Origin of the sequence: Terrabacter lapilli, from assembly GCF_039531305.1 — a bacterium.
In the GTDB taxonomy this organism is placed as follows: Bacteria; Actinomycetota; Actinomycetes; order Actinomycetales; family Dermatophilaceae; genus Terrabacter; species Terrabacter lapilli.
This window is the reverse complement of the sequence record NZ_BAAAPU010000007.1, coordinates 648,809-661,022: the sequence shown is the minus strand read 5'-3', so window position 1 is coordinate 661,022 and position 12,214 is coordinate 648,809. Positions and strand designations below refer to the sequence as shown.

General features: G+C 72.4%; 12 protein-coding genes. 6 read left to right on the top strand and 6 right to left on the bottom strand.

The genetic code is table 11. The features are described 5' to 3' along the window. The first annotated feature begins 46 nt into the window (after positions 1-46). Entirely contained in the window at positions 47-1,432 is a 1,386-nt protein-coding gene (locus tag ABD241_RS11030) for a DUF2786 domain-containing protein (protein WP_344061994.1), read from the top strand. Between the two features lie 40 nt (positions 1,433-1,472). Here ABD241_RS11030 and ABD241_RS11025 read toward each other — a convergent pair whose 3' ends face one another. From ABD241_RS11025 to ABD241_RS11015, 3 genes are all read right to left on the bottom strand, one after another. Continuing rightward, a complete protein-coding gene (locus ABD241_RS11025) occupies positions 1,473-2,918 on the bottom strand; it encodes an MFS transporter (protein WP_344061991.1) in 1,446 nt (481 codons plus the stop codon). Positions 2,919-2,951: 33 nt separating this feature from the next. Next, the gene (locus tag ABD241_RS11020) at positions 2,952-4,277 is read right to left on the bottom strand and encodes a M20/M25/M40 family metallo-hydrolase (protein ID WP_344061988.1); all 1,326 of its coding nucleotides are present in this window, start codon (positions 4,275-4,277) and stop codon (positions 2,952-2,954) included. Between the two features lie 127 nt (positions 4,278-4,404). Further along, positions 4,405-4,965 (bottom strand): type 1 glutamine amidotransferase domain-containing protein, encoded by a 561-nt coding sequence (locus ABD241_RS11015; protein ID WP_344061985.1) that lies wholly within the window; start codon positions 4,963-4,965, stop codon positions 4,405-4,407. Positions 4,966-5,089: 124 nt separating this feature from the next. Between ABD241_RS11015 and ABD241_RS11010 the strand changes: the two genes are divergently transcribed. Together ABD241_RS11010 and ABD241_RS11005 are read left to right on the top strand one after the other, a co-directional pair. Continuing rightward, positions 5,090-5,809: an MBL fold metallo-hydrolase gene (locus ABD241_RS11010; RefSeq protein WP_344061982.1), complete on the top strand. Its 720-nt coding sequence runs from the start codon at positions 5,090-5,092 to the stop codon at positions 5,807-5,809. 96 nt (positions 5,810-5,905) lie between these two features. Beyond that, entirely contained in the window at positions 5,906-6,892 is a 987-nt protein-coding gene (locus ABD241_RS11005; RefSeq protein ID WP_344061979.1) for an LLM class F420-dependent oxidoreductase, read from the top strand. Positions 6,893-6,928: 36 nt separating this feature from the next. Here the strand turns inward: ABD241_RS11005 and ABD241_RS11000 are convergent, their stop codons facing one another. Beyond that, positions 6,929-7,465 carry a DUF4395 domain-containing protein gene (locus ABD241_RS11000; protein ID WP_344061976.1) on the bottom strand — a complete coding sequence of 179 codons (537 nt, stop codon included), beginning with the start codon at positions 7,463-7,465 and terminating at the stop codon, positions 6,929-6,931. Positions 7,466-7,548: 83 nt separating this feature from the next. Here ABD241_RS11000 and ABD241_RS10995 point away from each other — a divergent pair, with 83 nt between their 5' ends. After that, positions 7,549-8,346, top strand: a complete 798-nt coding sequence (locus ABD241_RS10995) for a deoxyribonuclease IV (protein WP_344061973.1) — start codon at positions 7,549-7,551, stop codon at positions 8,344-8,346. Between the two features lie 18 nt (positions 8,347-8,364). Here the strand turns inward: ABD241_RS10995 and ABD241_RS10990 are convergent, their stop codons facing one another. Both ABD241_RS10990 and ABD241_RS10985 read right to left on the bottom strand, forming a co-directional pair. After that, positions 8,365-9,225, bottom strand: a complete 861-nt coding sequence (locus ABD241_RS10990; protein ID WP_344061970.1) for an ABC transporter permease — start codon at positions 9,223-9,225, stop codon at positions 8,365-8,367. After that, positions 9,222-10,277 (bottom strand): ATP-binding cassette domain-containing protein, encoded by a 1,056-nt coding sequence (locus ABD241_RS10985; RefSeq protein ID WP_344061967.1) that lies wholly within the window; start codon positions 10,275-10,277, stop codon positions 9,222-9,224. Before ABD241_RS10985 ends, ABD241_RS10990 begins: the two co-directional genes overlap by 4 nt. 297 nt (positions 10,278-10,574) lie before the next feature. Here ABD241_RS10985 and ABD241_RS10980 point away from each other — a divergent pair, with 297 nt between their 5' ends. Together ABD241_RS10980 and ABD241_RS10975 are read left to right on the top strand one after the other, a co-directional pair. Next, positions 10,575-10,982, top strand: coding sequence for a helix-turn-helix domain-containing protein (locus ABD241_RS10980; RefSeq protein WP_344061964.1), 408 nt, complete (start codon positions 10,575-10,577; stop codon positions 10,980-10,982). A 326-nt stretch (positions 10,983-11,308) separates the two neighbouring features. Continuing rightward, the coding region (locus ABD241_RS10975) for an FAD-binding dehydrogenase (protein ID WP_344061961.1) at positions 11,309-12,214 on the top strand (906 nt) is incomplete at its 3' end.

The following is a 12,214-nucleotide window of genomic DNA, read 5'->3' as shown; positions in this document are numbered from 1 at the left end:
CTCGTCGACGCGATGACAGCATGGGGACTCGACCTGAGGAGGACACATGGGCAAGGCACGTCGCACGGGGCGCCACGGCGCGCGGCACGGCTCGTGCGATCCGCGACCCGGGGCCGCCTCCTTCGCCGGCGAACAGGGTGATGACGAGGCCGCCGCCAGGTGGGTGGACGTCGAGGTACGCGGCGTGCTCCTCCGCCTCCTCGGCGAGGCGTACGACGCCCTCGACGAGCCGGACGAGTACCAGCTGGACTCCGTGACAGCCTCCGTCGCCGCGATGTGCGCCGCATCCACCACTCGGCGCGTGGTGGTGCTGACGCTGCTCGACTCCATGGCCTCAGCGACGTCACGCGCGTGGCAGCTCGGCTGGCAACCTGCAGACGTCCACCGTCTCGTGGGCCGAAGGCTCGGTGTCCCGGAGCAGGCGATCGCCCTCGACGCCATGCGTCACGAGCTCGAGCAGTACGCGCCCTCGACCGTGGATCGCCGGTGGCTGGCGCAGCTGCGCGAGCTGGCCGACGGACCGACCGCGCCGGCGCCGTCGTCGACCAGCTGGATCGATGCCCGACGTGACACTGGCACCGACTGGTTCACGCTCGTGTCACAGGTCCTCCCGGTGATGCACCTGCTCACCCGGCTCCCACAGCTCGAACGCCTGACCCCGCTGCCCGGGGAGGCTCGTGCGGCCGCACCCGGCGCGGCCGGCCGCTCGGATGACACCCCGCCCGCCGACGAGCGCATCCTGAGCCGGGTCCGGATGCTCCTGGCCAAGGCGGAGTCGACGACGTTCGAGGCCGAGGCCGCGACGTTCACCGCGGGTGCGCAGGCCCTCATGACCCGGCACAGCATCGACGCCGCTCTCCTCGACCGCGGCGCCGACCACCCCGCTCATGGACAGGCCTTGGGCCGGCGCATCGGCATCGACAACCCCTACGAGAGCCAGAAGGCCTCGCTGCTGCAGGCAGTGGCGTCGGCCAACCGGTGCCGGACCGTCTGGGCGCGCGAGCTCGGCTTCGCCACGGTCGTGGGTTTCGAGACCGACCTCGACTCGGTCGAGCTGCTCTTCACCTCCCTCCTCGTGCAGGCCACCCGCACCCTCGCGGCCGCCGGGCCGCGCCGCGACCTGCACGGTGGCAGCCGCACCCGGTCCTTCCGCCAGTCGTTCCTGTCGGCGTTCGCCCATCGCATCGGTGAGCGGCTGCAGGAGGCGACGGCGCAGGCGGAGGCGGAGGCGGAGGCCGGCCACTCGAACGGACGTGAGCTGGTACCGCTGCTGACGGCCCGTGCGGAGCAGGTCGACGAAGCCATGGCCAGCTGGTTCCCGCACGTGCGCCGGAGCCGGGTCAGCCTCCCGCGCGACGCGGAGGGGTGGCACTCAGGCCGTTCAGCCGCGGACCGAGCCCAGCTCGGTGCTTCCCCACGGCTGGAGGGGTAGGCCTGCCCTTCTCAGATCCCGCGAGAGCTGCCCGTGCGGCTCAAACGGTCGCGCTCGACGGCGTCGCCGGACGCACCACGGCGAGGAACATGGCTGCGACCAACGCGGTGAGCCCGCAGATGGCCCACACCGTGAGGTAGCCGGCGAGCGAGGCGTGCGCCGTGGCCTCGGCATCGACGGTCCCGGTCGAGGCCAGCGCGATCGCGAAGACGCTCGACGCGAATGCGCCACCGATCGTCTTGGTCGTGTTGGTCATCCCGGTGGTGAGGCCCGTGTGCGTCGGCGGCGCCTGGGCGGCCGCCGCGGCAGGCAGTCCGGCGACGAGGGCGCCCGACCCCAGGCCGGCGACCACCATGTTGGTCAGGGTCTGGGCCAGGGTGTCGTGGAACGGCAGGAAGAGCAGGTAGCCCACCGCCACGAGCAGCGCTGCCACGACCATCGCCACTCGCGTGCCCGTGCGACCCGCGAGCAGGTGCAGCAGGAGCGCTCCCACCGCCAGGGACAGGACGTAGCCGCCGATGATGAGCGACACCCGTGCGGCCGACGCACCGAGGCCGTAGCCCGTCACAGCCGGGTCGGTGCGGGCAAAGGTCGACAGCGGGATCTGGGCGCCGAGCACCGAGACACCGAACAGGAAGGCCGTCGCCTGGATCGGCCACTGGCCACGCGCGCGCAGGACACGCAGGTCGACGAGCGGCTCCGGCTGAGCCAGCTCGGCTCGCGCGAACGGCACGAGAGCGACCGCTCCGGCCGCGAGGAGAACCCACGGCCACGGGCTCGTCGGGCCCTGCACCCGCAGCACCACCAGGCCCGCCATGACGAGCCCGAGGGCCAGCGTGACGAGCCGGAAACCGAGCCAGTCGATCGCGCCCTGCGCGAGCACCGGGGACTCCTCGACACCGAACCAGATGGCGACGAGCGCCAGGGTCACGACGATTGCCGGGAGCGCCAGCAGCACTGTCATCCCGAGCGACTCGGCGAGGGCGCCACTCGTGAGCGCACCGGCGATGACCCCCACCTCGAGGCCCGCGACGAGCAGGCCCGCCGCGCCGCGCACCCGCCGCTCGTCGCCACGGGTGCGGCGGTGGATGATCGCCACCTCCATCGGCAGCCACACGACGTAGAAGCCCTGCACGGCCCAGGCGACGAGGAAGAGCCCGAAGCTCGGCGCCAAGGCGACACCCCACGACGCCACGGCCGTGACGACGGTCGAGAGCAGCAGCACCTTGCGGTGCCCGACGAGGTCGCCCAGCCGGGCCAGCAGCGGCACGACGAGCGCCGAGACGATGAGCTGCGCCGCCTCGAACCAGTTGACGTCGGCGTCCCTGATCGACAGGTGCCGCGCGATGTCGGTGAAGAGCGGCGTGTAGTAGCCCTGGAGCACTCCGCTCGCGAGCTCGACGCAGACGAGGAAGCCCACCACCTTGGCCAGGGGAGTTCGGGCGACCGCGCGCGCCGCGTCGGACAGGGCTGTGCTGTCGGTCATGGGGTCCCGTTCTGTCGCAGGCGAACCGGTGGGTCAGAGCTGTTCGATGAGCCGGCGGTACCACCGCACGCCGTCGCGGAGGTCGTCGACGCCGATGCGCTCGTCGACGCCGTGGATCGCGGCGCGCTGGGCGTCGGTCATCCGGAACGGCGTGAAGCGGTAGACGCGCGGCCACACCCGGTGGAAGTGACGCGAGTCCGTCGCCGCGAGCATGACGTAGGGCACCGGCACCGTCCCGGGGAAGACCTCCTCGAGGGTCGCCTCCAGGAGCGCGTATGCCGTGTCGTCCGTCGGGGAGACCGGGCTCGGCTCGTCGCCGCTGACGAGCACGACCTCCACGTGGGGGTCGTCGACGGTGCGGCGGATCCGTTCGACCGCCCCGTCGACGGTCTCCCCGACCATGACCCGCATGTTGACGTGCGCCCGTGCCGTGGCGGCGATGACGTTGGCACCGGGCGACCCGGTCAGCTGGGTCACGGCGACGGTGGTCCGCGCCAGGGCTGCGGTCTCGTGACCGAGCCGCGGCAGCACCCGCGCCAGCAGCGGGCGGAGGCGGCGCGCGTGGCCGAAGACCGCGGCATACGGCATACGGGCGTGGGCGCCGGCGCGCTCGAGCATCTCGATCGTGGCGTCGGGCAGGTGGCTGGGGAACGGCTTGCGCTCGAGGCGTAGGATGGCGCGGGCGAGCCGGCTCGTCGCGCCCATCCGTCGCGGCGCCGAGGCGTGGCCGCCGTCCCCGCGCGCGCGCAGCTCGATGTCCACGGTGCCCTTCTCCGAGACTCCGACGACGGCGATGGGGGCGTCGACGCCCGGGAGGACGCCACGGACGATCGCGCCGCCCTCGTCGAGGACGAACCACGGCTCGACCCCTCGCTCACGCAGGATCGCGACGGCGTCCTTCGCGGCGCCGCCCGAGACCTCCTCGTTGCAGCCGAAGGAGAGCCACACGTCCCGGCCCGGCGTCACGCCGTCGGTGATGAGGTCCTCGACGGCCTGGCAGGTGGCGACGAGCGACCCCTTGCAGTCGAGCGCCCCACGGCCCCAGACACATCCGTCGGCGAGGTCGCCCGCGAAGGGCGGGTGGCTCCACGCCTCCGGGTCACCGACGGGCACGACGTCGAGGTGCGCCATGAGGACGACCGGCGCCTCCGGGGTGCGCCCCGGCCAGCGCACGAGGAGGGCGTCACCGGCGATGCGCTCGACCTCGCACGTCCCGTGCAACCGCGGGAACCGCGACCGCAGCTCGGCCAGCAGCGCTTCGAACGCGGCTCGGTCCTCCCGCTCCCGTTCCCAGTCCGACACCGTCGGGATGCGGATGAGCGCGCGCAGCGCCTCGACGGCAGCGTCGTCCCCGGTCATGGAGCGGAGCGTATGCCGTCCGCGCACCTCGGGGACGCAGGAGACCGCCCCTCCCGGCAGGGGTCCGGGAGAGGCGGTCGATCATGGGCCGCCGTTGCGGCGGCTCGCTGCGGCGGTGGAGCGCCGGTCAGCCCTGGGTGCCCGAGGTCTTCGAGGCCGAGCCGTGCTCGAGAGCCTCGATGACCGCGCCGCAGAAGTCGGGGAGGTCGTCGGGCTTGCGGCTCGTGATGAGGTTGCCGTCGACGACGAGCGACTCGTCGACCCACTCCCCGCCGGCGTTGCGGATGTCGGTCTGCAGGCTCGGCCACGACGTCAGGCGACGGCCCTTCAACACGTCCGCCTCGACGAGGGTCCACGGCGCGTGGCAGATCGCGGCCACCGGGTGACCGGACGCCAGGAACTCGCGGACGAGCGCCACGGCGTCCTTCTGCGTGCGCAGGTTGTCGGGGTTGGCGACGCCACCGGGCAGCACCAGCGCGTCGAAGTCGTCGACCTTCGCGTCGGCGACCGTGACGTCGACCTTCTTGGTGTCGCCCTTGTCGAGGTGGTTGAACATCTGCACCTCACCGCTCTCCGGGCTGACGAGGACCGCCTCGTGCCCCGCGTCGGTGACGGCCTTCCAGGGCTCGGTCAGCTCGACCTGCTCGATGCCCTCGCTCGCGACGAGAAATGCGACTCGCTTGGCCACGTGGTCCTCCTCTGGTCGCCCCGGTCGGGGCGCTCGGTGTCTCGGGTGGCGTCGACCGCCACCTTTCGGGTCCTACCCACCGAGGCGCGTGGCCTCACCGACATCCCGCGGCTAGGGTCGGGCCATGGCCAAGGACCTCGTGGTTCCGCTCGCGCCCAACGTGTGGCGCATCCCCCTCGTACGAGACCTCGTCAACGGCTTCGCCCTGCGCGACGACGACGGCCAGGTGACCCTCGTCGACATGGGCATCTCGCGCTCCGGGCCGAAGGTGCTGGCCGCCCTGGCCGCCATCGGCTCCTCACCCTCGGACGTCACGCGGCTCGTGCTGACGCACGCGCACCCCGACCACGCGGGCGGTGCGGCTCACGTGGCGCGTGCCACGGGGCGCGGCTTCACGGTCCACCACGACGACGCGGCATACGCCAGCGAGGGGACCTCGCCACCGCGCGACCGCAGCTTCCTGCTCGGGCGGCTCTTCGACCGGATGGCGCGCCCCGGGCGCGACTTCGAGCCGGTCGTCGTCGAGCGCGAGATGACCGACGGCGAGGTGCTCCCGATCGCCGGGGGCGTGCGGGTCGTGCACACCCCGGGACACTCGCCGGGCCACGTCTCGCTGCTCCACGAGGAGACACGCATCCTCATCACCGGCGACGCGATCTTCAACGTGCTGGGGCTGCGCTGGCCGGTCAAGGCGTTCTGCACGGACTTCCGGATGACCCAGCAGACCGCCCACGTGCTCGGTGAGCTCGACTACGACCTGGCCGCGTTCACGCACGGCGCCGAGCTGCGGAGCCGGCCGCGCGAGGCCATCCGCCGGTTCCTGCTCAGCCATCCCGCCCGCTGACGCGCCGCTGACACTGCCGCCGCTCTCCACAGTTTCGTCCACAACTGTGGACAGACCTTGTACACGCGATGGCGCGCGAATGGGTACGGCCCAGGGGTGACGAACTTCGGATACACCCTGATGACCGAGCAGAGCGGCCCCAAGGACCTCGTGAAGTGGGCCGTCGGCGCCGAGCAGGCGGGCTTCGACTTCGAGGTCTCGAGCGACCACTACTCCCCGTGGCTGACCGAGCAGGGGCACGCGCCGTACGCGTGGTCGGTCCTCGGCGCCGTGGCCCACGCCACCGAGCGGGTCGAGCTCATGACGTACGTGACGTGCCCGACGATGCGCTACCACCCGGCCGTCATCGCGCAGAAGGCGGCGACGCTGCAGCTGCTCGCCGACGGGCGCTTCACCCTCGGCCTCGGCAGCGGCGAGAGCCTCAACGAGCACGTCGTCGGCGAGGGCTGGCCGGGCGTCGTGACCCGCCAGGAGATGCTCGCCGAGGCGATCGAGATCATCCGCAAGCTGCACTCCGGCGACCTCGTCACCCACCACGGCGAGTACTTCGACGTCGACTCCGCCCGGGTGTGGGACCTGCCCGACATCCTCGTGCCGGTGGCGGTCGCCGTCAGCGGCGACCTGTCGATCGAGCGGCTCGCTCCCCTGGCCGACCACATGATCGCCGTCCAGCCGGAGGCCGAGCTCGTCGAGACGTGGAACCACACGGAGGGTGCAGAGCGCATCGGCTCCGGCGCGCGCGCCATCGGCCAGATCCCGATCTGCTGGGACCCTGACGAGAAGGCCGCGGTCGGGCGCGCCCACGAGCAGTTCCGCTGGTTCGCCGGCGGATGGAAGGTCAACTCCGACCTGCCCACGCCGGCCGGGTTCTCCGGGGCCACCCAGTTCGTGCGGCCCGAGGACGTCGCCGAGTCGATCCCGTGCGGACCCGACCTCGACAAGATCGTCGAGGCCGTGAGCGCCTACTGGGAGGCCGGCTTCACCGACATCGCACTTGTGCAGGTAGGTGGCGACGCGCAGGAGCGCTTCCTGGACGAGGCGGCCCGGCCCCTGCTCGAGAAGCTTCGCGCGGCAGCCGGCTGAGCCGTCGAGCCGCTGAGCCGTCGAGCCGCTGTGCTGTCAGGCCGCCTGGCGGCCGGCGCGCTCGGCGAGCAGCCGCTCGCGGCGCTTGGTGATGTCGGCGCACTCGAGGCAGACCTCCTCGGGGACGAGGCCCACGCGCATGAGCATCCCGAAGAGGATGCAGCCCACGCAGATCCCGAAGGCCGACTCGAGCGCCGGGAAGAGCACCATGACGGCGCCGATGACGACGACGGCAGCGAGCGCAGCCGAGGATCCGGTCGCCAGGCTCACGACCCAGAGCGCGGTCGCGGCGACCGTCATGACGGCACCGATGGTCGCCGCGAACCGCTTGGGCGGCCCAGCCGTCGGGCGCTTCGGAGCGGAGACGGCGGGTCGGATCCACCGCTGCACGAGCTGAGCGACCGGGCTGGCCGAGGGTCCCAGCGCCGCGCGCAGGCTGAAGTCGACCGCGAGGACGGCATACAGCCACCACTGCTGCGTCGCGAGGGCGATGACGCCCACGACGAGGACGACGGCGGCGATGAGCCGGACCGTGACGTCGTCGACGACCGAGGGGAAGCGCGAGAGACTCATGCACGCATTATTGCTTGCATAAGCGCTACTTATGCACGGGGTCCACCATCCGGGCTGTCTCCCACGCCGCCTACGCTCGTGGCATGGCTCTACACATCGGTGCGCATGTCGACCAGGAGGACCCGATCGCCGAGGCGAGGGCGCGCGGAGCGTCCCTCTCGCAGCTCTTCCTCGGTGACCCGCAGAGCTACAAGGGCCCGGTGGTCCGGTATGCCGGTGGCGCCGAGGCGCTCAAGGCGGACGCCGAGGCGGCCGGCGTCGACCTCTACGTCCACGCGCCCTACCCGATCAACGTGGCCAGCCTCAACAACCGGATCCGCATCCCCGGGCGCAAGCTGCTCCAGCAGCACCTGACGGCCGCCGCCGAGATCGGCGCCAAGGGCGTCATCGTGCACGGCGGCCACCTCGGCGTCGACGAGGACTCCGCCAAGGGCTTCGACAACTGGCGCAAGTGCATCGACGGCCTCGACATGCCGGTGCCTCTGCTCATCGAGAACACCGCCGGCGGCGACAACGCCATGGCCCGCCGGCTCGAGGCGATCGCCCGGCTGTGGGACGCCATCGGGCAGGCGGAGGGCGGCGACAGCGTCGGCTTCTGCCTCGACACCTGCCACGCCCACGCCGGCGGCAACGACCTCGGCACCGTCGTCGACCAGGTGCGGGCCATCACCGGGCGCATCGATCTCGTGCACGCCAACGACTCGCGCGACGAGTTCGACTCCGGCGCCGACCGGCACACGAACTTCGGGTCGGGCCACATCGACGGGGAGGCGCTCGTCGGCGTCATCCGCGCCGCCGGGGCTCCCGTCGTGTGCGAGACCCCCGGCGGGCTGGAGGGCCAGGCGGCCGACATCGCCTGGCTGCGCGACCACGTCGGCTGACCGCTTGCAGGGCCTGCCTCAGTCGGCGGTGCGGCGGGCATACGCCCGGATGGCCAGCGGCGCGACGACGGCCGTGATGAGCAGCGACCAGCCGACCGACACGAGGACCGCGTGCTGCAGCGGCCAGGACGCGGTCGGCGGGGCGGGCGGGACGTTGCCCCAGAGCTCGCGCATCGCCTGGACCAGGGCACTGATCGGGTTCCACTCGGCGACCGAGCGCAGCCACGGCACCATCGCCTCGGTGGGTGCGAACGTGTTGGCCAGGAACGTGATCGGGAAGATCGTGGTGAACATCAGGCCGTTGACGGCCTCGACCGAGCGCATCGCCGAGCCGACGAGGATGCCGAACCAGATCATCGCGAAGCCGAAGAGCAGCAGCAGCGCGAAGGCGAGGACCGCGTTGCCGAAGCCGTTCCGGATGCGCCACCCGATCGCGAGGCCGGTCATCGACATGACGAAGACGCCGATGCTGGAGTGGATGATCGCGTAGACGCTGCGGCCGATCAGGACCGAGCCGCGCGAGATCGGCAGGGACCGGAACCGGTCGATGACGCCCTTGTCGAGGTCCATGTTGAGCCCGCTGGCGACGATGAACGCAGCGAACGCCATGGTCTGGGCCATGATCCCGGGCAGCAGCCACTCGCGGTAGGAGCCGCTGTCGGTGCGGATCGAGCCGCCGAAGACGAAGGCGAAGAGCAGCACGAACATGATCGGCTGGATCGTGACGTCGGTGAGCATCTCCGGCTGGCGCCGGGTGTGCTTGAGGTTGCGCCACACCATCATCTGGACCTGGCGCAGCAGGCCCGGCGGACGCAGGTGCGGTGCCGCCGCACGGGTGGTCGCGGCGCTGGTCGTCGTGGTGGCGGATGCCTGGGTCATCGGGACTCCCCCTCCTGCTCGTCCTGCTGGTCGTGCTCGTGCTCGTTGGTGCTGCCGGTGCCGTCGTGCCCGTCCGACTCGGCGCGGTGGCCGGTCAGGCTGAGGAAGACGTCGTCGAGGCTCGGCCGCTTGAGGCCGAGGTCGTCGAGGACGATCTCGCTGCGGTCGAAGACGGCTGCCACGCGCGTCATGTCGGACAGGCCGTCGGCGGGGGCGGTGAGCTGGCGCGCCGCGGCGTCGACGTGCACCTCCGCGACGTGCGAGGCGAGCAGCGCGCGGGCGGCCTCGAGCTGCTCGGCGTGCGAGACGGTGAGCACGATGGCCGCCTGCCCCGACTGGTCCTTCAGCTCGAGCGCGGTGCCCTCGGCGATGACCCGCCCGTGGTCGATGACGACGATGCGGTCGGCGAGGTGGTCGGCCTCCTCGAGGTACTGGGTGGTGAGCAGCAGCGTGGTGCCGTCGGTGACGAGCCCGCGCAGCACCTCCCAGAGCTCGACGCGGCTGCGGGGGTCGAGCCCGGTGGTGGGCTCGTCAAGGAAGAGGACCGGCGGCGCCGCGATGAGGCTGACGGCGAGGTCGAGCCGGCGCCGCATGCCGCCGCTGTACTCCTTGACCACCTTGTTGCCAGACTCGGCCAGCGAGAACCGCTCGAGCAGCTCGTCGGAGAGCCGGCGCACGTCGGCGCGGCCGATGCCGTAGAGCGACCCGATGAGCCGGAGGTTCTCCCGGCCGGTGAGCATCTCGTCGACGGTGGCCGCCTGTCCGGTCAGGCCCATGCTGAGGCGCACGGCCTCGGGGTCGGTGAGGACGTCGTGGCCGGCGACCCGCGCCGTGCCGCTCGTCGGCGTCGTCAGGGTCGTCATCATGCGGACGGTGGTGGTCTTGCCGGCGCCGTTGGGGCCGAGCAGCCCCAGGACGGTGCCCTGCGGCACGGACAGGCTGACGTCGTCGACGGCCGTCATGTCCGCGAAGCGTTTCACGAGGTGCTCGGCCTCGATGGCCGGCCCCGTGAACCGGTCGCGCCTCGTGCGCGCCTCGGTGGTGGTGGTCATGTGAGGGGTCCCCCAGTCTCGGCCGCCGTGTGCCCACGGCATGGGTCACGGGTCGGCCGGTCGTGTGTCGGTGGTTCGCGAGTGTGAGCTGCGCGTGAGACGAGGGTAGGCGTCTCCACCGACAGCCTGCGGTGCCGAAGTGAACAGCGTCAACATTTTTCTCCTCAACCATCCCGGCGACGGCACCCTCGCGCGGGAGTTCGCCCACGGCGTACGCCCTCGGCCCCTTCACGCCCCGCCGACCACGTGGCGGCGTGCGACGCTGGACGAACGCACCGCGACCGATCGGAGACGGCCATGACCCAGATCGCCGCCGGCCAGCAGCCGGCCAGCCCCGCCCCGCTGCTGCGCGAGGTCTACGGCCGACTGCTGCGACGACTGCGCACCCGGCAGGGCCGCACCCTGGCCGAGGTCGCCGCCCGGGCCGGCATCTCCGTCGCCTACCTCTCCGAGGTCGAGCGCGGCCTCAAGGAGCCGTCCTCAGAGGTCCTCGAGGCGGTCTGCATCGCCCTCGGCTCGAGCATCACCGGCCTCGTGGGAGCCGCGCACCGCGACCTGCGCGCCCTGGCGGGCGACGCCGCCGCGGGTGGTCGCGTCCTCGACCTCACGTCGCGGGTCGGCTCGAGCGTCACGTCACCAGCCGAGCAGAGCGCCCCGACCGGCACCCTGGGCAACCGGCAGGGGCCGGCACTGCTCGTGGCCTGAAGGGGTGGCGTCCCGGCGGTCGAGCCCCTCGCCCGGCACCGGGACGCCACCACGCAGATACCCACCGTCAGTCGTGCTCATGCGCCGCGGGTTCGGACGACATCACGGGCTGCAGGGTTCGACAGGAACTTGTGGCAGCGGCCCGGGGCGGGGGACGATGACCGCGCCACCGCCTGTGCCACTCTGCTGGAGCCAGGCGGTGGCGCTGCAGGCCTCCTACCCACGAAGGGGCGACCTCCCACACGGTCGGACCACGGCTCGGGTTGCCACGGCCTCACCGTCGCCCCGACGGCGCTGCGGTGCCCGACGATGGCATGCTCGGGCCCATGGAAGCCGACGTCGTCGTCGTGGGAGCCGGCCTGGCCGGCCTCGTCGCCACTGCCGAGCTCGCCGACCGCGGCAAGCGGGTGGTCCTCGTCGACCAGGAGGGCGAGCAGTCGCTCGGCGGGCAGGCGTTCTGGAGTTTCGGCGGACTCTTCCTCGTCGACAGCCCCGAGCAGCGCCGCATGGGCATCAAGGACAGCCTCGAGCTCGCGACGCAGGACTGGATGGGCAGCGCCCAGTTCGACCGCGAGGAGGACTTCTGGCCCCGCAGGTGGGCCGAGGCGTACCTGCACTTCGCCGCCGGCGAGAAGCGGTGGTGGCTCCACCAGCAGGGTCACCGCCTCTTCCCCGTCGTCGGGTGGGCCGAGCGCGGGGACGGCCGTGCCGACGGGCACGGCAACTCGGTGCCGCGCTTCCACATCACGTGGGGCACCGGGCCGGGGATCGTCGAGCCCTTCGAGCGGCGCGTCCGGGCCGCCGTGGCGAGCGGCCGGGTCACCCTGGCGTTCCGGCACCGGGTCGACGAGCTCGTCCTGACCGCGGGAGCGGTGACGGGCGTACGCGGTCACCTCCTCGCCCACGACGGCGCGGCACGCGGCCGGCCGAGCAGCCGGCAGGAGGTCGGCGAGTTCGAGATCGGCGCGCAGGCCGTCGTCGTGACGAGCGGCGGCATCGGCGGCGACCACGACCTCGTGCGCCGCGCCTGGCCCGAGCGGCTCGGGGCGCCGCCGGCACGCATGGTGGCGGGGGTGCCGGCCCACGTCGACGGTCGCATGCTCGAGATCACCCGCGCGGCAGGCGGGCGCATCATCAACCCGGACCGGATGTGGCACTACACCGAGGGCCTGCGCAACTGGGACCCCGTCTGGGACAACCACGGCATCCGCATCCTCCCCGGCCCCTCCTCG